24 protein-coding genes and 1 riboswitch are annotated in these 19,367 nt (G+C 75.6%); of the genes, 11 read left to right on the top strand and 13 right to left on the bottom strand.

The features are described 5' to 3' along the window. Positions 1 to 15: 15 nt before the first annotated feature. From DCS98_RS03895 to DCS98_RS03885, 3 genes are read left to right on the top strand one after another with little or no spacing between them, the layout of a single operon-like run. Entirely contained in the window at positions 16 to 1,254 is a 1,239-nt protein-coding gene (locus DCS98_RS03895) for a magnesium transporter MgtE N-terminal domain-containing protein (RefSeq protein WP_116449963.1), read from the top strand. Next, positions 1,247 to 1,786: a DUF1003 domain-containing protein gene (locus tag DCS98_RS03890; protein WP_116449962.1), complete on the top strand. Its 540-nt coding sequence runs from the start codon at positions 1,247 to 1,249 to the stop codon at positions 1,784 to 1,786. Before DCS98_RS03895 ends, DCS98_RS03890 begins: the two co-directional genes overlap by 8 nt. Beyond that, positions 1,786 to 2,568 (top strand): DUF4184 family protein, encoded by a 783-nt coding sequence (locus tag DCS98_RS03885; protein ID WP_116449961.1) that lies wholly within the window; start codon positions 1,786 to 1,788, stop codon positions 2,566 to 2,568. Before DCS98_RS03890 ends, DCS98_RS03885 begins: the two co-directional genes overlap by 1 nt. On the opposite strand, the gene DCS98_RS03880 is transcribed toward DCS98_RS03885, so the two are convergent. Further along, positions 2,561 to 3,202: a DUF6518 family protein gene (locus tag DCS98_RS03880; RefSeq protein ID WP_116449960.1), complete on the bottom strand. Its 642-nt coding sequence runs from the start codon at positions 3,200 to 3,202 to the stop codon at positions 2,561 to 2,563. The genes DCS98_RS03885 and DCS98_RS03880 overlap by 8 nt on opposite strands. Before the next feature lie 83 nt (positions 3,203 to 3,285). Between DCS98_RS03880 and DCS98_RS03875 the strand changes: the two genes are divergently transcribed. Next, on the top strand, positions 3,286 to 3,771 hold the full coding sequence (locus DCS98_RS03875) for a methylated-DNA--[protein]-cysteine S-methyltransferase (RefSeq protein ID WP_116449959.1): 486 nt from the start codon (positions 3,286 to 3,288) through the stop codon (positions 3,769 to 3,771). Here DCS98_RS03875 and DCS98_RS03870 read toward each other — a convergent pair. From DCS98_RS03870 to DCS98_RS03855, 4 genes are all read right to left on the bottom strand, one after another. Beyond that, positions 3,768 to 4,520 carry a GNAT family N-acetyltransferase gene (locus DCS98_RS03870; protein ID WP_116449958.1) on the bottom strand — a complete coding sequence of 251 codons (753 nt, stop codon included), beginning with the start codon at positions 4,518 to 4,520 and terminating at the stop codon, positions 3,768 to 3,770. The genes DCS98_RS03875 and DCS98_RS03870 overlap by 4 nt on opposite strands. Positions 4,521 to 4,674: 154 nt before the next feature. After that, positions 4,675 to 4,992 (bottom strand): AzlD domain-containing protein, encoded by a 318-nt coding sequence (locus tag DCS98_RS03865; protein WP_116449957.1) that lies wholly within the window; start codon positions 4,990 to 4,992, stop codon positions 4,675 to 4,677. Continuing rightward, complete coding sequence (locus DCS98_RS03860; protein ID WP_116449956.1) at positions 4,989 to 5,684, bottom strand: AzlC family ABC transporter permease; 696 nt, start codon at positions 5,682 to 5,684, stop codon at positions 4,989 to 4,991. The genes DCS98_RS03865 and DCS98_RS03860 overlap by 4 nt, the downstream gene beginning before the upstream one ends. Positions 5,685 to 5,720: 36 nt before the next feature. Then, the gene (locus DCS98_RS03855; RefSeq protein ID WP_116449955.1) at positions 5,721 to 6,032 is read right to left on the bottom strand and encodes a hypothetical protein; all 312 of its coding nucleotides are present in this window, start codon (positions 6,030 to 6,032) and stop codon (positions 5,721 to 5,723) included. Positions 6,033 to 6,283: 251 nt separating this feature from the next. Between DCS98_RS03855 and DCS98_RS03850 the strand changes: the two genes are divergently transcribed. Then, positions 6,284 to 7,435, top strand: coding sequence for an Mrp/NBP35 family ATP-binding protein (locus tag DCS98_RS03850; RefSeq protein ID WP_116449954.1), 1,152 nt, complete (start codon positions 6,284 to 6,286; stop codon positions 7,433 to 7,435). Between the two features lie 28 nt (positions 7,436 to 7,463). Then, entirely contained in the window at positions 7,464 to 7,928 is a 465-nt protein-coding gene (locus tag DCS98_RS03845; RefSeq protein WP_116449953.1) for an SRPBCC family protein, read from the top strand. Here the strand turns inward: DCS98_RS03845 and DCS98_RS03840 are convergent. The 4 genes from DCS98_RS03840 to sigE are packed head-to-tail and all read right to left on the bottom strand — an operon-like array spanning position 7,925 to position 11,035. Continuing rightward, positions 7,925 to 8,290, bottom strand: a complete 366-nt coding sequence (locus DCS98_RS03840; RefSeq protein WP_116449952.1) for a twin-arginine translocase TatA/TatE family subunit — start codon at positions 8,288 to 8,290, stop codon at positions 7,925 to 7,927. The genes DCS98_RS03845 and DCS98_RS03840 overlap by 4 nt on opposite strands. 53 nt (positions 8,291 to 8,343) lie before the next feature. Continuing rightward, complete coding sequence (locus DCS98_RS03835; RefSeq protein WP_241037126.1) at positions 8,344 to 9,849, bottom strand: S1C family serine protease; 1,506 nt, start codon at positions 9,847 to 9,849, stop codon at positions 8,344 to 8,346. A 35-nt stretch (positions 9,850 to 9,884) separates the two neighbouring features. Further along, positions 9,885 to 10,454 (bottom strand): anti-sigma factor family protein, encoded by a 570-nt coding sequence (locus DCS98_RS03830; RefSeq protein ID WP_116449951.1) that lies wholly within the window; start codon positions 10,452 to 10,454, stop codon positions 9,885 to 9,887. Then, a complete protein-coding gene (gene sigE / locus DCS98_RS03825) occupies positions 10,451 to 11,035 on the bottom strand; it encodes an RNA polymerase sigma factor SigE (RefSeq protein ID WP_116449950.1) in 585 nt (194 codons plus the stop codon). The genes DCS98_RS03830 and sigE overlap by 4 nt, the downstream gene beginning before the upstream one ends. A 189-nt stretch (positions 11,036 to 11,224) precedes the next feature. Between sigE and DCS98_RS03820 the strand changes: the two genes are divergently transcribed. Further along, positions 11,225 to 11,881, top strand: coding sequence for an O-methyltransferase (locus DCS98_RS03820; RefSeq protein WP_116449949.1), 657 nt, complete (start codon positions 11,225 to 11,227; stop codon positions 11,879 to 11,881). On the opposite strand, the gene DCS98_RS03815 is transcribed toward DCS98_RS03820, so the two are convergent. Together DCS98_RS03815 and glgC are read right to left on the bottom strand one after the other, a co-directional pair. Beyond that, positions 11,878 to 12,390 (bottom strand): 2'-5' RNA ligase family protein, encoded by a 513-nt coding sequence (locus DCS98_RS03815; protein WP_116449948.1) that lies wholly within the window; start codon positions 12,388 to 12,390, stop codon positions 11,878 to 11,880. The genes DCS98_RS03820 and DCS98_RS03815 overlap by 4 nt on opposite strands. Then, a complete protein-coding gene (gene glgC, locus DCS98_RS03810; RefSeq protein ID WP_116449947.1) occupies positions 12,371 to 13,591 on the bottom strand; it encodes a glucose-1-phosphate adenylyltransferase in 1,221 nt (406 codons plus the stop codon). Before glgC ends, DCS98_RS03815 begins: the two co-directional genes overlap by 20 nt. A 73-nt stretch (positions 13,592 to 13,664) precedes the next feature. Between glgC and glgA the strand changes: the two genes are divergently transcribed. The 4 genes from glgA to DCS98_RS03790 all read left to right on the top strand — a co-directional run bounded on the left by glgA (position 13,665) and on the right by DCS98_RS03790 (position 17,873). Beyond that, the gene (gene glgA, locus DCS98_RS03805) at positions 13,665 to 14,831 is read left to right on the top strand and encodes a glycogen synthase (protein ID WP_164704351.1); all 1,167 of its coding nucleotides are present in this window, start codon (positions 13,665 to 13,667) and stop codon (positions 14,829 to 14,831) included. A gap of 13 nt (positions 14,832 to 14,844) precedes the next feature. Continuing rightward, positions 14,845 to 14,957, top strand: a riboswitch (cobalamin riboswitch). 78 nt (positions 14,958 to 15,035) lie between these two features. Continuing rightward, entirely contained in the window at positions 15,036 to 15,971 is a 936-nt protein-coding gene (locus DCS98_RS03800; protein ID WP_116449946.1) for an ABC transporter substrate-binding protein, read from the top strand. 13 nt (positions 15,972 to 15,984) lie between these two features. Next, complete coding sequence (locus DCS98_RS03795; RefSeq protein ID WP_206340073.1) at positions 15,985 to 17,070, top strand: FecCD family ABC transporter permease; 1,086 nt, start codon at positions 15,985 to 15,987, stop codon at positions 17,068 to 17,070. Further along, positions 17,067 to 17,873, top strand: a complete 807-nt coding sequence (locus DCS98_RS03790) for an ABC transporter ATP-binding protein (protein WP_116449945.1) — start codon at positions 17,067 to 17,069, stop codon at positions 17,871 to 17,873. Before DCS98_RS03795 ends, DCS98_RS03790 begins: the two co-directional genes overlap by 4 nt. Here DCS98_RS03790 and DCS98_RS03785 read toward each other — a convergent pair. Together DCS98_RS03785 and DCS98_RS03780 are read right to left on the bottom strand one after the other, a co-directional pair. Continuing rightward, entirely contained in the window at positions 17,870 to 18,715 is an 846-nt protein-coding gene (locus DCS98_RS03785) for a 5-oxoprolinase subunit C family protein (protein ID WP_116449944.1), read from the bottom strand. The genes DCS98_RS03790 and DCS98_RS03785 overlap by 4 nt on opposite strands. Continuing rightward, on the bottom strand, positions 18,716 to 19,330 hold the full coding sequence (locus tag DCS98_RS03780; protein WP_241037124.1) for a 5-oxoprolinase subunit B family protein: 615 nt from the start codon (positions 19,328 to 19,330) through the stop codon (positions 18,716 to 18,718). It lies immediately after the preceding gene. Positions 19,331 to 19,367 lie beyond the last annotated feature (37 nt).

Below are 19,367 nucleotides of genomic sequence, written 5' to 3'. Positions count from 1 at the left end.
GTAACCTCCACTCCCGTGACCTCCGCGAGCAGGGCGTACGTCTCCCGGCTCGCCGGGCTGACGGTCTTCGACCCCAACGGCGACCGCGTCGGCAAGGTGCGCGACGTCGTCGTCGCCCTGCGCGTCGGCACGGCCACGCCGCGGGTGCTCGGGGTCGTCGTCGAGGTGGTGGCCCGCCGCCGGATCTTCGTGCCGATGGGCCGGGTGACCGCGATCGACCCGGGCGCGGTGATGCTGGCCAGCGGAACCCTCAACCTCAAGCGCTTCGAGCAGCGCGCGGGCGAGACGCTGGTGCTCGGCGAGCTGCTCGACCGGTCGGTGCGGATCGCCGAGTCCGACCGGCCCGCGCACGTCGTCGACGCCGGCATCGAGCAGACCCGCACCGGCGACTGGGTGCTCTCCCGCCTCGCCGTCCAGGAGCCCGGGCGGCTCGGCCGCCGGGGTCAGCTGCACCAGCTGGCCTGGGACGAGGTGGAGGGGCTCGCCCTGCCCCAGGCCGGTCAGGGCGCCGAGACGCTGATCGCGACCTACCGCGACCTCAACGCCGCGGACGTCGCGCACGCCCTGCAGGACCTGCCGGTGAAGCGGCGGCAGGAGGTGGCCGAGGCGCTGGACGACGACCGGCTGGCCGACGTCCTCGGCGAGCTGCCGGAGGCCGACCAGGTCACGATCCTCGGCACGCTCGACCAGGAGCGCGCCGCCGACGTCCTCGAGGCCATGGACCCCGACGATGCCGCCGACCTGCTCGCCGAGCTGTCCAACGTCGACCGCAACCGGCTGCTCGAGCTCATGGAGCCCGACGAGGCCGAGCCGGTGCGCCAGCTGCTCAAGTACTCCGAGGACACCGCCGGCGGCATGATGACCAGCGAGCCGGTGATCCTGGCGCCGGACGCGACGATCGCCGAGGCCCTGGCCCGCGTGCGGGAGCCGGAGCTCACCCCGTCGCTGGCCAGCCAGGTGTACGTCTGCCGCCCGCCCTCGGCGACGCCGACCGGCCGCTACCTGGGCCTGGCGCACATCCAGCGGCTGCTGCGCGAACCCCCGTCGTCGCTGGTGAGCGGGGTGCTCGACGACCTGGAACCGCTGCGTCCCGAGGCGCCGCTGGCCGAGGTCACCCGCTACTTCGCCACCTACAACCTGGTCGCCGCGCCGGTGGTCGACGCCCAGGGCCACCTGGTCGGCGCGGTCAGCGTCGACGACGTCCTGGACCACCTGCTGCCCGACGACTGGCGCGAGCGGGCCCGTCGTGGCTGACACCCCGCGGCTCGACGTCCCGCGAGGCCGGACGCGCGGGCTCGGCAGCTTCCTGCGGCTCAACCCGGACGCCGTCGGGCGCTTCGCCGAGAGCATCGCCCGCTTCCTCGGCACCGGCCGGTTCCTCGCCGTCCAGACGATCATCGTGATCGTCTGGATCGCGCTCAACGTCTTCGCCGTCTCGCTGCGCTGGGACCCCTACCCGTTCATCCTGCTGAACCTGGCGTTCTCCACCCAGGCCGCCTACGCCGCGCCGCTGATCCTGCTGGCGCAGAACCGGCAGGCCGACCGCGACCGGGTGCAGGCCGAGGAGGACCGCGCCCGCGCCGCCTCGGTGCGCGCGGACACCGAGTACCTGGCCCGCGAGCTGGCCTCGCTGCGCGTCGCCGTCGGCGAGCTCGCCACCCGCGACTTCATCCGCAGCGAGCTGAGCCGGCTCGCCGGGGACGACGACGACGCCGAGAAGCGCGAGAAGAAGCGCAAGAAGCGCGAGCGCGAGGAGGCCGAGGCCCGCGGCGGCGCGGCGTCCTAGTGCCGTTCACCCTCGCCCACCCGGCGGCGGTGCTGCCGCTGGCCCGGAGCCCGCTCGTGCCGTCCGCCCTGGTGTGCGGCTCCGTGGCGCCGGACGTGCCGTACTACGTCTCCCTGCAGTGGCTGGGCGGCGACTACAACCTGACGCTGACCCATGCGGCCACCTCGCTGCTCTGGCTCGACCCGCTGATCGCGCTCGTGCTGCTCGCGGCGTTCCACCTGCTGGTGAAGCGGCCGCTCGCGGCCCTGCTGACGCCGGCCGCCGCAGCCAGGGTGTGGCCGGCGGTGGAGGCGTTCACCTGGCGCGGGGCCGGCCTCCTCGCCCGGATCGTGCTGTCCGCCGTGGTCGGCGCCGCGACGCACCTGGCCTGGGACGGCCTGGGCGAGGTGTTCGGCTCGTCGTGGTCGTCGCGGCTGGACCTCGCCGGCAGCCTGGTCGGCGGCGCGGTGCTGCTCGGCTGGCTGGTGCGGTGGTGGCGTCGCGCCGCCGTCCGCCCCGTGCCGCCCGGTGCCCTCCTCCCGCCCCCGGCGCGGTTCGCCGTGCGGTCGGTCGTGCTCGCGGCGGGGGTGCTCTCGGGTGCGGTCAGCACGGCCGCCCGGCTGCCGGAGGTCCAGGACTCGCTCCGCGAGCAGGCACTCTGGAGCGCTGCGACCGTCGTCCAGCACGCGTCCCGGATCTTCGTCGTGCACGCGGGGACGGCCGTGGCCGTGGCGGTGACCGTCTACGCGGCCGGGTGGCACCTGGCGCGCTGGTCCCCGGGCCGGAGCCGCGCCGTCAGGTGATCAGCCCCCCGAAGGCGTCGAACAGCCGGAGGGCGACCGCCGTCATGGGGGCGACCAGGAGCAGCCCCCACAGGCGGGTCGGCACGTGCCGCGGGAGGACGGCCACGAGCACGAGCGCCACGGCGGCGTCGACCCAGCCCTGCCCCGGGTGGAAGAGCAGCTCTCCCTCGGCGGCGGTGCCGGTGAGCCGTCGCCACAGCGGCAGGAACTGGCCGCCGGCCAGCACGATGCCGGCGCCGAGCGCGACCGCCGCCCCGGGCAGCGGGCCGGGACGGCGGGTCGCCCACCAGGCGACGGCCGCCGTGACCGCCACGGCCGTCGCCGAGAGCACGAGCCACACCGGCAGCAGCCGGTTCCAGCCGAAGCCCAGGACCCAGGCCGCCCAGGCGTAGTAGGCGACGGTCATCGCGGCGAAGAAGACGGCGGCGCGCACCGCGGCGGCCGGCGGCGAGGGGGCCAGCCGGCCGATCAGCGCGACCGCCAGCACCCAGGCCGCGGGGAAGGTGCCGAGGTCCGCGGCCCACCGCCAGCCGGACTCGTCGGCCGCCTTCGCGGCGGCACCGGCGAGCGCCCCGAGCAGGGCGAGGAGGGCCGGCGTCCGGAGGTCCCGCGAGGACGTGAGGGTGGCGGTCATCGGCCGGGATCGTCCCCCGCCCGCGGCCGGCTGGACGCTCTGACGCGCCGCGACCTGTCGGTGCCCGGGTGCACGATGCGGTCATGGGCGGTGAGCGGGTGCACGGCGTCCTCGGATCGCCGATCGGTCCGTTGACGACCGTCGAGGAGGACGGCCGGCTGGTCACGTTGTTCCTCCGTCCCCCCGGGTCGTCGGCCGACCTGGGGGGACGGGACGACGCCCGGTTCGCGGCGCTCGCCCAGCAGCTGGACGAGTACTTCGCCGGGACCCGGACGTCCTTCGACCTGCCGCTGCGCGCGTCCGGGAACGCGTTCCAGCTCGCCGTGTGGCAGCTGCTGGCGGAGATCCCCTACGGCGAGACCCGCTCCTACGGCGACATCGCTCGCGGGCTGGGTGACCGCACCCTCGCCCAGGCGGTCGGCACCGCGTGCGGTCGCAACCCGTTGCCACTGGTCGTGCCGTGCCACCGCGTGGTCGGGTCCGACGGCGCGCTGGTCGGCTTCGGCGGCGGCCTGGAGCGCAAGCGCTTCCTCCTCGACCTCGAGCAGCGGGAGGAGCGGTTGTTCTAAACCACCGTCGGGAGCGCTTTGCCGAGGTGCACCAGCTCCACCCGCGGCGAGAGCCGCTCGCGACGCTCCTCGCGGTACCCGAGGCGCTCGTAGAGCCGCAGGTTGGCGGTGCTCAGCTGCCCGGTGAACAGCGTCGCCCGCCGCGCGTCCGGCCCGGCCGCCGCTTCGATCGCCGTCACCAGGGCGGCGCCGGTCCCCCTGCCCTGCTGGTCCGGGGCCACGACGAGGCGGCCCACGTGCAGGGTCCCGTCCACCACCCGCCCGCGCACCGCCCCGACGATGCGGCGGTCCCGCGTGGCCGTGAGGGCGATCCCCCCGGCCAGCTCGGCGGCCAGCTCTCCCTCGGTCTGCACCAGCGCGGGGAGCTCGGCGTCGGCGTACAGCCGGGCCTCGGTGACGTAGGCGGCGCGCTGGAGGGTCAGGATCTCCCCCACGTCGTCCCGCGCGGCCGGCCCGATCAGCGGACGGTCGGGGAAGCCGGCCGCGGCCAGCTCCCGCTCGACGAAGGCGGCGATCATGGTCCGGTACACGCGGGCCACGAGCTCCGGGTCCGCCCCGGCCGCGCGCGCCAGCTCGCGGACACGCGACAGGACGGCTGCCACGCGGCCGGGTGCCCGGACGGCGGCCGCGTCGCTCTTCGACGCACCGGCCCGGAGGACCAGCCGCTCGCGTCGCGCGAGCCGCTCGACGATCTCACCGTCGATGCTGTCGATGGCCGCGCGGACGGCGGCGAGGGATTCCTCGGTCATGGATCGTGTCCTCGGGTCGGCTCCGGCCGCGGAGGACGGGACGTCCTGACCGGCTCGGCGGAGCAGCGGTCAGGGTCGTCGACGACGGTCCGCTACGGGCGGGACCACCAGGTGCGGGACGTCGTCACGCCCGGCACCCTAGCGCCGGGGCGGTTCAGCCGGCGAGGACGTGCACGAGCGCGCCGGCGGCCCCGGCGAGCACGAGCACGACGATGAACGGCGCGCGGAACGCCAGCGCGAGGGCGGCCACCGCGAGGCCGGCGAGGCGCCCGTCCACCACGAGCTCCTGGCCGTCGGTGAACGCCTGCACCGCCACCAGCGCGGCGAGCAGGGCGGCGGGCACGAAGTCGACGACGCGCGCGACCCACGGCTGCTCGACCCAGGCGGCGGGCACCGACAGGCCGGCCAGCTTGAGCAGGTAGCAGCCGAGCGACCCGCCGATCACCGCCGCCCACAACGCCGTGCCGCTCACGCCGCCGCCTCCTTCGTCCGGGGCGCACCGGCGAGGGCGACCGCCACGACCGCCGCGATGACCTGGACGCCGGCCGGGACGAAGGGCGTGAGCGCGAGTGCCACCACGGCTCCCCCGATCGCCACCCGCTGCTGGACGCGGTGCTCCGGGAACCCTTTCCGGAGCCGCGGCCACAGCAGCGCGAGGAACGCGGCGGGGACCACCGCGTCGAGGGCCGCCAGCGCCGGTCCGGTCAACGCCGCCGCGCCCAGCGCGCCGATGACCGTGGTGACGTTCCACATCACGAAGATCGAGGCGCCACCGGCCACGAACGCCAGCCGTGCGAGCCGGCGGTCGGGCGCCGCGATCGACAGGGCGGTCGTCTCGTCGATGACCCAGTGCGCGGTACCCAGCCGGCGGAGCGCCCCCCGCGGCCGCAGCAGCGGCAGGAGCCGGACCCCGTAGACGGTGTTGCGGGTGCCCAGCAGCAGCGCGCTGCCGACGGCGGCCAGTGCGCTACCGCCCGCCCCGAGGACCCCGACCAGGGCGAACTGCGAGGCGCCGGTGAACATCAGCGCCGACAGGGTCATCGCCTGCCAGAGGTCGAGGCCGGCGGCATCCGCGGCGGCGCCGAACGCGGCGCCGTAGAGGCCGACCGCCAGCCCCAGCCCGACCGCGTCGCGCAGCACCGCGGATCGGGTGGGGGCGGACATGTCCAGCGACCCTAACGAGCCGCCGGCGCGCTCGTGTCACGCCACCTCGAGCAGCTGCCGGGCCGGCGCGGCCTCGGCGGCGGCCTGGTCCAGCAGGTGCGCCGCCGCGGCCAGCTCGCGCAGGACCACGACCCCGGGGCCGGCGGTCAGCGGCGCCCCGCCGTCGACGCCGAGGTCGGAGGCGGCGCTGCGAGCGCTCGCGGCCAGGGACAGGAGGGTGCGGCCCGCGGTCGTGTCGCTGGACCAGCGGTCGGTGGCGTCGTCCTGGGCCGCGACGGCGAGTGCGTCGTCGATGCGGGCGCGGAGGTCGTCGGTGCGAAGGGTGGTGGGGAGGGCTGTCGTCGTCATGGGGACGACCGTCGTCCTGAGGGGGACTCCCCGGCATCGGGCGACCGGGCAGTGCTGGGCGCCCTGGAGGCCCTAGGCGGGGCCACCCCGCGTCTGAGGCACCTCAGACCGCCGGGTGCGCAGCAGATCACTCCGCCCGCGGCGGCGGGCGGGGACGTCCGCCGTACAGTTGCAGACGACCCGATCGCGCAGGTCGCCGCGCTCTCGCCGACCGCCGTCCGGGGCCCCCGTCGAAGGAGACACACGCAACGATGTCCGACACGCTGACCGGCTCGCCGGCGCTCGACGCCGTCACCGCCGCTCTGGCCACCGTCCAGGACCCGGAGATCAACCGCCCGCTCACCGAGCTGGGCATGGTCAAGGACGTGCAGATCGGCGCCGACGGCTCCGTCCGCGTCGAGGTCTACCTGACCGTCGCCGGCTGTCCCATGCGCGAGACCATCACCAACCGGGTCACCCAGGCCGTCGGCGCCGTCCCCGGCGTGACGTCGGTGTCGGTGGTCCTCGACGTGATGAGCGACGAGCAGCGCGCCGAGCTGCGCAAGACCGTCCGCGGCTCCGACGCCGCCGAGCCGGTCATCCCGTTCGCCCAGCCCGGCTCGCTCACCCGCGTCTACGCGGTGGCGTCCGGCAAGGGCGGCGTCGGCAAGTCCAGCGTCACGGTGAACCTCGCCGCCGCACTGGCCAAGCGCGGCCTGTCGGTGGGCGTCGTCGACGCCGACATCTACGGCCACTCGGTGCCGCGCATGCTCGGCGTCGAGGACAAGCCGACGCAGGTCGACAACATGATCATGCCGCCGCAGGCCTACGGCGTGAAGGTCATCTCGATCGGCATGTTCACCCCGGGCAACACCCCGGTCGTGTGGCGCGGGCCGATGCTGCACCGCGCGCTGCAGCAGTTCCTCGCCGACGTCTGGTGGGGCGACCTCGACGTCCTGCTCATGGACCTCCCCCCGGGCACCGGTGACGTCGCGATCTCGGTGGCCCAGCTGGTGCCCAACGCCGAGATCCTCGTGGTGACCACGCCGCAGCTGGCCGCCGCCGAGGTGGCCGAGCGCGCCGGCGCGATCGCCACGCAGACCCACCAGCAGGTGGTCGGCGTCGTGGAGAACATGTCGTGGCTGGAGCTGCCCGACGGCTCCCGCATGGAGGTCTTCGGCGCCGGTGGCGGCGAGGCGGTGTCCGACGCGCTGACCCGCACGCTGGGTGCCCGCGTCCCGCTGCTGGGCCAGATACCGCTGGACACCCGCCTGCGGGAGGCCGGCGACGCCGGTGCGCCGATCGTGCTCGCCGAGCCCGAGTCGGCCGCGGCGCAGGCGCTGGAGAAGATCGCCGACGGTCTCGCCGTCCGCCAGCGCGGGCTCTCGGGCATGTCGCTGGGCCTGACGCCCGTCCGCCGCTGAGCGGCCGCCGGTCCCCTACGGTCGGCTCATGAGCGGATCCGAGCAGGTCAGCGGCACCATCGACGTCGACGCGCCGCCGGCCATGGTGTTCGCGATCCTGGCCGATCCGCGCCAGCACTCGCGGATCGACGGCTCGGGGTCGGTCGGCAACGTCCTCAAGGCGCCCGACCGGATCACCGCGAAGGGGCAGACCTTCACGGTGCGGATGAAGCTGTTCGGCGTCCCGTACCTGATCCGCAACCGGGTCGTCGAGTTCGAGGCCGACCGGCGGATCGCGTGGCGGCACTTCACCGCCAACCGCTGGCGCTACGAGCTCGCCCCCACCGCCGACGGCGGCACGCGGGTGACCGAGACGTTCGACATGTCGCGCGCGGACGGGCTGACGACGGCGGTCGTGCGCGCGGCCAAGTTCCCCGAGCGCAACCTCGAGGGCATCACCGGCACCCTGGAGCGCCTGAAGAAGGCCGCGGAGCGGGACGCCGCCGAGCGCTAGGTCGCGTCTGGGTCGAAGGGCGGCGGGGTGGCGTGGTCGCGGGGCCGGGCGACGGTGGCGGCGGTCGCCCCGGCCGCGGTGGCGCTCCCCCGGTGCACCGTCGGCCGGTCGTCGTCGCCGAGCAGCTGGTCGCGCAGGAACGTCTTCGGGTGGTACTTGCGCAGGTCGAGGTCGCGCAGCTCGGGCAGGTCGTCGCCGAGCGACTCGTTCACCTGCTGGCGGATGCCCGTCACCGCCTCGCGCACCCGCTTGAGACCCGAGGCGGCGTCCTTGGCCAGGTGCGGCAGCCGCTCGGGTCCGAAGATGAACAGCGCGGCCAGCGCGAGGACGATGATCTCGCCCCAGCCGATCGAGTCGAACACCGCCGCTCCTGTCTCCCGGGCCGCACGCCGCGGCCCTCCCAGCGTAGGCGGCCTCAGGCCTCGTCGAGCGTGGCCTCGACCGTCGTGAAGCCGCCGCCGCGGACGACCTCGACGGTGATCGTCTCGCCGGGGGCGAAGGCGTCGACGGCCACGACCAGCTCCTCCGAGCTGCCGACCTGCTCGCCCTCGACGGCGATGACGACGTCCTCCTCGCGGATGCCCGCCTTCGCCGCCGCGCTGTCGGGCTCCACGTTGAGCACGAGTGCGCCGTCGCGGGTGCCGTCGGTGACCGAGCGCGTGTTCACGCCGAGGGAGGAGTGCACCGCCGACCCGGTCGAGATCAGCTGCTCGGCGATGTCGCGGACGGTGTCGACCGGGATGGCGAACCCGAGACCGATCGAGCCCCCGGCGCCCGTCGAGGCGATGGCGGTGTTGATGCCGACGAGCGTCCCGCTGGCGTCGACCAGCGCGCCGCCGGAGTTGCCCGGGTTGATGGGTGCGTCGGTCTGGACCGCGCTGATGACCGCGTTGGTGTCGCTGCCCTCGCCGGCCAGCCGGACGGGGCGCTCCAGCGCACTGACGATGCCGCTGGTGACCGTGCCGGCCAGTCCGAGGGGCGAGCCGATCGCGACCACCGGGTCGCCGACGACGACGTCGTCCGAGCTGCCCAGGTCGGCCTCGACCAGCCCCGGCTTCTCCACCTTGAGGACGGCGATGTCGCTGGCGGGGTCACGCCCGACGATGCGCGCCGCCGAGCCGCTGCCGTCGGAGAAGACCGCCCGGATCTCGGCGCCCTCGACGCCCTCGGCGCCGGAGACCACGTGGTTGTTGGTGACGATGTAGCCGTTCTCCGCGTCCACCACGACACCGGACCCGGTGGCGCCGGCCTGCCCGACCCGGACCTCGATCGAGACGACGGACGGCAGGACCTTCTCGGCGATCGTGGAGACAGACCCCGGCTCGCGGGTGATGCCGGGGTCCACCTCGGAGAGCTGCGTGCCGGGGGCGAGCAGCGGGGTCTCGTCCTCGGACTTGGCGAGGAACCAGCCGACCCCGCCGCCGACGGCCCCGACGAAGAGGACGGCGAGCAGGGCCAGGACGGACAACCGGACCGACAGGTCGCGCACCCGCAGCTTCTTGCGGCCCTGCGGGTCGACGACGACCGGACCCGGCTGGGTCTCCTCGTCGTAGACGGCCGGCGCGCTGAGGGCGGCGGGGGCGTAGGGGTCGCGCCAGGGATCGGTGCGGGCGTCGGGCTTCCACCACGGTCCGGCCGCGGTGCGGCGGCGTCCCGGGCGGCCACCCGGGGGCTCCTGCAACCCGCGCTGCGCGGTGCCCTTGGGGCCGAACGCCCGCAGCAGTGCCTCCGCGGGGGGCGGCGGCACCGGGCGGGGCGGGGGCGTGGGCCGGCCGTCGGCGAAGCTGCCGGCGGTGTCGTCGGGACGACCGAACGCGGCGGCCTGCCCGGCCGTCGGCTGCGGGGCGGTGACGGGGCGGGGCGCCAGCCGGTCGGGTGCGCCGGCGAAGGCCCCGGTCTCGCCCGGTGGGCGGGCGAACACGGCCTCCTCGCCGGACGGGCGCTCGTCGGAGGTGCTCAGGGGGTCCCGCCCGTGGCGCTGTTCCCGACGGTCACGGTGCGCACGACCGGCGGCACGACCTCGGTGTGCTGCCCGGCGCCGGGCCGGTCGGCGACGGAGGTGCCGCGCTCGGTCGCGGGGGCACTCGCCGGCAGGTTCAGGGCGAGGACGGTGACCCCCACCCCGAGGCCGATCATGGTGCCGGTGACCCCGCGGCGGAGCCAGCGGGCGTGACCGGGACGGTGCGGCCGGTGCTGCGGCTGCAGGTCGACCGACCACGCGCCGGTGCTGTCGCTGACGGTCAGCCCGGTCGGGCCCGCGGCCACGTTCCCGAGGCCGCCGATCGGGCCGGGCACGTCGGTGGTGAACGGGATGGCGCACAGGCGCGACATCAGGTCACCGGGGACGGCGACGTCGCGCGAGTCGTGCAGCGCCTCCTTGGCCTCGCGCTGGGCCTGGACGGCGAGCCGGCACTGCATGCACCCGGAGAGGTGGCGGGCGGCGCGGCCGGCCGGGCCGGCGGGCAGCTCCCCGTCGACCAGGGCGGCGATCGCCTCCTGCGCCAGGTGGCTCTCCGGGATGCTCATGCCGGGGCGCCTCCGGCCTCGACGGGACGGCGCGGCGCGAGGTGCGCCAGGGCCTGGCGCAGCTGCACGCGGCCGCGGTGGATCCGGCTGCGGACGGTGCCGAGCTTGATGCCGAGGGTCGCCGCGATCTCCTCGTAGGTGAGGCCCTCGATGTCGCAGAGGACGACGGCGACGCGGAACTCCGGCGACAAGGCGTCGAGCGCGGCCTGGACCTGCGGGTCGAGGTGGGTGTCGGCGTAGACCTGCTCGGGGCTCGGGGCGGTGCCGGGCAGGCGCTCGGTGTCCTCGGGGAGGGCGTCGAAGCGGATGCGCTGGCGGCGCCGCACCATGTCGAGGAACAGGTTCGTGGTGATGCGGTGCAGCCAGCCCTCGAAGGTGCCCGGCGAGAAGTCGGCCAGCGAGCGGAAGACCCGGACGAACGTCTCCTGGGTGAGGTCCTCGGCGTCCTGCGCGTTGCCCGAGAGCCGGTAGGCCAGCCGGTACACGCGGGCGGAGTGGTCGCGGACGACCTGGTCCCACGTCGGGGCCACCCACGCCGCCTCGGGCGCGGGGCCCTCGGGGGTGACGGCGGGCTCGGACACGTCCTCAGGATCGCAGACCGGCGGCCCCGACACCTCCCCGGCAGGGGTGGGCTCGGTGGTCGCGGCTCGCTTCAGGCGCACGAAACGGTCAACGGACGGCGGAGGCCCCCGTGTTCCCGAGCACAGCGGCTCGCAGGAAACCCACAGGAATGCCCGGCGCCGGGTCGCGGCCACTACCCTCGCCCGGTGATGAGCGCCCAGCAACCGCCGCCGGGAGGCGGCTCCGAGGGCGCCGCCTACGCGGACAGGTTCGCCGTCGAGACCCCGGAGATGGTCGCGGCCCGGGCCAGGGCCGCGCGCATGCCGGGCGCCCCTCCTGTCGAGCCCGCCGTGGGCGCCACCCTCGCCGTCCTGGCCGCCGGCCTGGAGGCGCGGTCGGTCGTCTCCATCGGCAGCGGCGGCGGGCTGGCCGGGCTGTGGCTGCTGCAGGGCATGCGCAAGGACGGCGTCCTCACCGCGCTGGACTCCGACCCCGAGCAGCTGCGCGCCGCGCGGGCGGCGTTCGCCGACGCGGGCGTCGCGCCGAGCCGGGCCCGGCTGATCTTCGGCACCGCGGGCGAGGTGCTCCCCCGCCTCTCGCCGGGCGCCTACGACATGGTCGTGTGCGACGGCCCGCCGCGGGAGTACGCGGACCAGCTGCCGGGCCTGCTGGGGTTGGTGCGGGTCGGCGGCACCCTCGCCTGCCACGGGCTCCTCGCCGGCGGACGGGTCGCCGACCGCGCGGCCCGCGACCCGCAGACGGTTGCCTGGCGGGAGATCTCCCGCGCCCTCCGCGAGGACGAGACGCTGCTCCCCGCCGTCCTCCCCATCGGCGCCGGCCTGCTCGTCGCGACCAAGCGCGCCTAGCGGAACGGCACGTCCGCGAGGGGCGCCCAGGGGCCGCCGAGGTAGCGCCACAGCCCGAGCCCGCGGGCACACACCTCGTAGGGCACGAACTCCGCGGCCAGCCGCTCGTGCAGCGCCCGCGCGACGGCGGGGTCGACCTTGTTCTGCACCGTCACGTGCGGCGCGTGCTTCTGCCGGTCCTGCGGCGTCAGCCACGGCTCCCACGCCGACACCAGCCCGGCACGCACCGCGGCCAGCTCCGGTGACGCCAGCGAGTAGGCGACCCCGCGGCCCAGGAACCGCACCCCCGTGACCGTGACGTCGAACGGCTCGCGGTCCGCGGCGGCCCGCAGGTCGGCCAGGACGGCGTCGACGTGCTCCCCCGGCAGCGCGTGGAACAGCGTCACGTGGGCTTGCAGGTGGTTGCGCTCCGGCGGGAAGTGCTCGGCCCGCTGCCGGTCGAACCGCTCCTGCGCGCCGTCGTCCAGCAGGAGAGTGACGACCAGCGGCTCAGGGGATGGCGCGGGCACCCTTGCCCAGGACGACCACGCCGCCCTCGCTCACGTGGTAGTGCTGCTTGTCGGCAGCGGTGTCGACGCCGATCCGCGCCCACGGCGGGACGACGACGTTCTTGTCCAGGATCGCCCGGCGCACGTAGGCGCCCTCGCCGATGTGGACGCCGTCCATCAGGACGCTGTCCTCGACCCGCGCACCCCGCTCCACCCGGACACCCGGGGAGACGACGGAGTTGTGCACCGAGCCGCCGCCGATGATCGCGCCGGCGCTGACCATCGACTCCTCGGCGCGACCGCCGAGGACGAACTTCGCCGGCGGCAGCTGGGGCGGCAGCGTGTAGATCGGCCAGCGGTCGTTGTAGAGGTTGAACACCGGCGTCACCGACACCAGGTCCATGTGCGCGTCGTAGTACGCGTCGATGGTCCCGACGTCGCGCCAGTAGCCGTGGTCGCGCTCGGTCGCCCCCGGGACGATGTTGGTCGAGAAGTCGTACACCCACGCCTCACCGGCCGCCGCCAGCATCGGCATGATCGAGCCGCCCATGTCGTGGACGGAGCTCTCGTCCTCGGCGTCCGTGCGCAGGGCCTCGAGCAGCGCGTCGGTCGTGAAGACGTAGTTGCCCATGGAGGCGAAGCTCTCCTCGGGCGAGTCCGGCAGACCGGGCGGGTCCGCCGGCTTCTCCAGGAAGCCGCGCACCTTGCCGTCGGCGTCGGAGTCGATGACGCCGAACTCGGTGGCGTCCTTCCGCGGCACCCGCAGGCCCGCGATCGTGACGCCGGCCCCGGTCTGCAGGTGCTGGTCGACCATCTGACCGGGGTCCATCCGGTACACGTGGTCGGCGCCGAAGACGACGACGATCTCCGGCCGCTCGTCGTAGATCAGGTTCAGGCTCTGGAAGATCGCGTCGGCGCTGCCGGTGTACCAGCGCGGGCCGAGCCGCTGCTGGGCCGGGACCGGGGTGATGTAGTTGCCCAGCAGCTGCGACATGCGCCAGGTCGTGGTGATGTGCCGGTCGAGGCTGTGGCTCTTGTACTGGGTCAGGACGGCGATCTGCCGGATCTCGGCGTTCACCAGGTTCGACAGCACGAAGTCGATGAGCCGGTACTGGCCGCCGAAGGGCACCGCGGGCTTCGCACGGTCCGCCGTCAGGGGCGAGAGCCGCTTGCCCTCACCGCCGGCGAGGACGATGCCGAGAACCCGTGGACCGCCGCGCATGCCTCGAAACGTAGCCGCTGAGCTGCGCCTGCGCGCCCTGCGCTGCGTTCAAACCGCCCCCTAGGGTGAGCGGGTGCGCATCGGCATCGTGACCCGTGAGTGGCCGCCGGACGTCTACGGCGGCGCAGGGGTCCACATCGAGCACCTCGTGGCGGCGATGCGGACGCTGCCCGCAGGCCCCGAGATCGACGTCCACTGCTTCGGGGAGCCGCGTGCGGACGCGACCGCGCACGCCGTCCCGGCCGGCCTGCGCGAGGCCAACGGCGCCCTGCAGGCGGTCGGCGTCGACGTGGAGATCGCTGCGGCGCTCGGCGGCGCCGACCTGGTGCACAGCCACACCTGGTACGCCAACGGCGCCGGGATGCTGGCCGCGCTGGTGCACGGCATCCCGCACGTGGTCACCGCCCACTCGCTCGAGCCGCGGCGCCCGTGGAAGGCCGACCAGCTCGGTGGCGGCTACCGGCTGTCGTCCTGGGTCGAACGCACCGCCTACCTCGCCGCCGACGCGGTCATCGCCGTCAGCAACGGCATGCGGCTCGACGTCCTCGACGCCTACCCCGACCTCGACCCCGCGCGGGTGCACGTCGTCGGCAACGGCGTGGACGCCGACGCCTACCGCCCCGTGCACGACCCGGACGTCGTCCGCGGGCTCGGCGTGGACCCCGACCGCCCCTACGCGCTCTTCGTCGGGCGAATCACGCGGCAGAAGGGCGTCATGCACCTGCTCGCGGCCGCCGAGCAGCTGCCGCCGGAGGCGGGCCTCGTCCTCTGCGCCGGCGCCCCCGACACCCCGGCCGAGCGCCAGCAGGTGGCCGACGCGGTCGCCGAGCTCCAGTCCCGGCGCAGCGGCGTCGTCTGGATCGAGGCGATGCTCCCCCGCGAGCAGCTGGTCCCGCTGATCACCGGCGCCACCGTCTTCGTCGTCCCGTCGGTCTACGAGCCGCTGGGCATCGTGAACCTCGAGGCGGCCGCCTGCGGCACCGCCGTCGTGGCCAGCGCCGTCGGCGGCATCCCGGAGGTGGTCGACGACGGCCGCACCGGCCTGCTGGTCCCCTACGACCCGGACGACGTCGTCGCGTTCGAGCAGGGCCTGGCTGCCCGCATCGCCGAACTGCTCGCCGATCCCGACCGCGCGGCCGCGATGGGCGCCGCCGGCCGGGAGCGCGTGCTCGCCGAGTTCGGCTGGCCGGCGATCGCGCAGCAGACCGTCGAGGTCTACTCGGCGGTCCTCGCGGGGTAGATTGCCCCTGCCGACTCGTTCGGCGACGCACGGTCAGCGAAGCCGGTGGGAACCCGGCGCTGTCCCGCAACTGTGATGGTCCTCCGCGGACCGAGCCAGATCGCCTGCCCTGCGTCATGTCACCGACCCTCGCGGCAAGGGTCGCGCATCGGGCGTCGGGCAGCCTCGTGGGCGACGCTCGCCGCCTCCCCAGGAGGCCCCTCCGTGCCCCGTTCGCTCCCCCGCCCGCTGGTCGCGCTCCCGGTCGCGCTGCTGCTGGCGCTCACCGCCTGCGGCGACGACTCCGCCGACTCCGGCACCGCCACGCCGGACAGCTCCGGCTCCGATGCCTTCCCGGTCACCGTCACCGGTGCCGACGGCGAGCTGACCCTCGACGAGCAGCCGGAGACGATCGTCTCGATGTCGGCCAGCGCCACCGAGATGCTGTTCGCGATCGGCGCCGGCGACCAGGTCGAGGCCGTCGACGACAACTCGAACTACCCCGAGGACGCGCCGACCACCGACCTCTCGGCCTTCACCCCGAACGCCGAGGCGATCGCCGAGTACGCCCCCGACCTGGTCGTCCTGAGCGACGACCTGAACGGGATCGTCGACGCCCTCGACGCGCTGTCGGTGCCCACCCTCCTGCTCCCCGCCGCGGAGACCCTCGACGACAGCTACGAGCAGATCGAGACCCTCGGCGACGCGACCGGTCACGCCGGCGAGGCCGACGAGGTCGTCGCCGACATGCAGGACCGCATCGCGGCCGCCGTGGACTCGGTGCCGGCCGAGGCGCAGGGCATGCGCGTCTACCACGAGCTCGACCCGAGCTTCTACTCCGCGGCGAGCAGCACGTTCATCGGCAGCGTCTACACGCAGTTCGGCCTGGAGAACATCGCCGACGGCGCCCCGGACGCCACCGGCGGCTACCCGCAGCTGTCCGCGGAGTACATCGCCGGCCAGGCCCCGGGCCTCATCGTGCTGGCCGACACCAAGTGCTGCGGCGAGACGGCGGAGACGGTCGCCCAGCGGCCGGCGTTCGGCACGCTGCCGGCGGTCGTGGACGGGCGCATCCTCGAGGCCGACGACGACGTCGCCTCGCGCTGGGGCCCCCGGGTGGCCGACTTCGCCGAGTCCGTCGCGCAGGCCCTGCAGAGCTGAGGACGGCAGACCGATGACGACGACGGCGCCCGGCACCACCGGCACGACGGTCCCCGGACCGCCGCGCCGGCGGCGGGCGTGGCCGGCGGTGACCGGAGCGGCCCTCGCGCTCGTCCTCGCGCTGCTGGCCGGGGTCTGGGTGGGCGCGCTGCCGCTCCCGCCGGGCGCCGTCGTCGTCACCCTGCTCGACCGCCTGCTGGCCCCGCTGGGGGTGTCCGTGCCGGGCGCCCTGGAGGGCACCCAGGCGGCGGTGCTGATGGAGCTGCGCCTCCCCCGCGTGCTGCTCGCCGCGCTGGTCGGTGCGGGGCTGGCCGTCTCGGGCGCGGCCTACCAGGGCGTCTTCCGCAACCCGCTGGCCGACCCCTACCTGCTCGGTGCGGCCGCCGGCGCCGGCCTGGGCGCCACCGTCGTCATCGCCTGGTCGCCGGTGCAGTCGGTCGGTCCGGTCGGCATCGTGCCCCTGGCCGCCTTCCTGGGAGCCCTGCTCGGCGTGGGCTGCGCGATCGCGCTGGGCTCCGTCGCCGGCGGCTCGCACAGCCCCACCCTGCTGCTGGCCGGGGTCGCGGTCGCCGCCTTCCTGGCCGCGGCGCAGACCCTGGTGCAGCAGGGCAACACCGAGGACCTCCGCGAGATCTACGGCTGGCTGCTCGGGCAGCTCGGCAACTCGCAGTGGTCGGACGTGCTGCTCGTGCTGCCCTACCTCGGCGTGGCCTGCCTGGTGCTGCTGGTCTGCGGACGGGCGCTCGACGTCCTCGCCGTCGGCGACGACGAGGCCAGCTCGCTGGGCGTCCACCCGGCGCGGCTGCGCCTGCTGGTCATCCTCGCCGCGTCGCTGGCGACCGCCACCGCCGTGGCCGTCAGCGGGCTGATCGGGTTCGTGGGGCTGGTCGTGCCGCACATCGTGCGGCGGCTGGTGGGTGGCGCGAACACCCGCGTGCTGCCCATGTCGCTGCTGGTCGGGGGCGCGTTCCTGGTGCTGTGCGACCTCGTCGCGCGGGTGCTGCTCGCCCCGGCGGAGCTGCCGATCGGCGTGGTCACCGCCTTCATCGGGGCGCCCTTCTTCGCCGGGCTGCTCTGGGTCGGGGCGCGGCGGCGATGAGCCGGCGCGGCGAGGTGCACGTCCCCGGCGGGGCCCGGGTCGAGGTCGTCGGCCTCAGCGCCGGCTACGGCCGCACCCGGGTGCTCGAGGGCGTCCGGCTCACCGTCGAGCCCGGCGGCTGGCTCGCCGTCATCGGGCCGAACGGCTCGGGCAAGTCGACGCTGCTGCGGTCGGTCCTCGGCTTCCACCCGCACGAGGGGCAGGTCCGCGTCGACGGCGTCCCCACGACCGGCATGCCGCGCCGGGAGCGCGCCCTGTCGATGGCCTACGCCCCCCAGACCCCGGTCCTCCCCGAGGGCGTGACGACGCGCGACTACGTCACCCTCGGCCGGACCCCGCACCGCCCGCTGCTGGCCGCCCCCCGGGGCGTGGACCGGCAGATCGTCGCCGACGTCATGGAGCGCCTCGGCCTGGCACCGATGGCCGAGCGGCAGCTGACCACCCTGTCCGGCGGCGAGCAGCAGCGCGCCGTCCTCGCCCGGGCGCTGGCCCAGCAGCCCCGGGTGCTGTTCCTCGACGAGCCCACCGCCGCCCTCGACCTCGGGCACGCCCAGCAGGTGCTCGACCTCGTGGACAGGCTGCGCCGGCAGGACGGCCTGACCGTCGTCAGCACGCTGCACGACCTCACCCTCGCCGGGCAGTACGCCGACCGGCTGGCCCTGCTCGCCGACGGCCGCGTCGTCGCGGAGGGCTCCCCGGCGGAGGTGCTCACCGCGCAGGCCCTGAGCACGCACTACGGCGCGCGGGCCGAGGTGGTGCACGGCCCCTCCGGCCCGGCGGTGCTCCCCGTCCGCGGCGCCTAGGCCCGCACGCGCAGCCGGTCCCCCGGGCGCAGCTGGGCCGCCGCCGGCAGGTCCGCCGTCGTCACCACCGCCAGCACGGGGTAGCCGCCGGTCACCGGGTGGTCGGCCAGGAACAGCACCGGCGCCCCGTCCGGCGGCACCTGGATCGCGCCCGGGACCAGCCCCTCGCTCGGCAGTTCGCCGGTTCCCGCCCGTTCCAGCCGCGGGCCGGCCAGCCGCAGCCCCACGCGGTCGCTGTCGGCCGTGACGGTCCAGGTCGATCCCGTCAGCGCCACCCAGGCGGCCGGCACGAGCCGGTCCCGTCGCGGCCCCGGCAGCACGTGCAGCACCGGGGACGACGACGGCGCGCGGACCGGTGCCACGTCGACGAACGGCTCCGCGCCGGCGAGGGTGCCGACCGGCAGCTCGTCGCCGGCCCGCAGCGGTGCCGGGCCGAGCCCCGACAGCGTGTCGGTGCTGCGCGACCCGAGCACCGGTGGGACGTCGATCCCGCCCCGCACCGCCAGGTAGCTGCGCAGGCCCACGGGCGGGACGCCGAGCTGGAGCACCTGCCCCGGCCGCAGGGTCAGCGGTGCGGCGAACGGTGCCGGGCGCTCGTCGACCAGCACCGGCGCCGGGGCGCCGGTCAGCGCGACGAGGAGCGTGCGCCCGGCGCGCACCCGCAACCCCCCGGCCGTGGCCTCGAGGACGGCCGCGGCCGCGTCGTTGCCCACGAGGCGGTTCGCCAGCGCGGCCGCCGTCCGGTCAGCGGCACCGGACCGGGTCACGCCGATGGAGGCCCACCCCGGCCGGCCCTCGTCCTGGACCGTCGTGAACGGGCCCGGCGCCAGGACGGTGAGCACTCAGCCCACCTCGCGCAGGCGGACCCGCGTGCCCGGGACCAGCAGGGCCGGCGGGTCGCGGTCGACGTCGAACAGGACGGCGTCCGTGCGGCCGACCAGCTGCCATCCTCCGGGCGACGCGCGCGGGTAGGCGCCGGCGTAGGGGCCGGCCAGCCCCACCGACCCGGCGGGCACCCGGGTGCGCGGGGTGTCCCTGCGGGGGACGTGCAGGTCGGCGGGCAGCCCGGTCAGGTACGCGAACCCGGGTGCGAAGCCGCCGAAGGCCACGGTGAGCTCGACGGCCGACAGGTCCCGCACCAGGGCCGTGACGTCCCGGCCGGTCAGCGCGGCGACGTCGGCGAGGTCGGGCCCGTCGAAGAGGACCGGCAGCTCGACCAGCGCGCCCTCCGGGACGTCCCCCGCCGGTCCGGCCGGGAGGCGGCGCAGGACGCCGACGTCGAGATCGGTGGGCTGCCGGTCGAGGAGGACGAGCACGGTCCGGGCCGCGGGCACGAGCTCGCGCTGGCCCGGGAGCGGCGACCGCTCGAGCGCGGACCGGAGTGCCTCCACGGCGGCTCCGTCGGCGACCTCGACGAGGAGCGCACGGTCCCCGCAGGGCAGCACGGTCAGCTCCACGGGTCCATGATCGGGCATCCCCGGCGGTCGACCGCGC

The organism is Blastococcus litoris (assembly GCF_003075095.1).
In the GTDB taxonomy this organism is placed as follows: Bacteria; Actinomycetota; Actinomycetes; order Mycobacteriales; family Geodermatophilaceae; genus Blastococcus_B; species Blastococcus_B litoris.
Note: the sequence above shows the minus strand (reverse complement) of the source record. Positions and strands in the feature narration are given on the sequence as shown.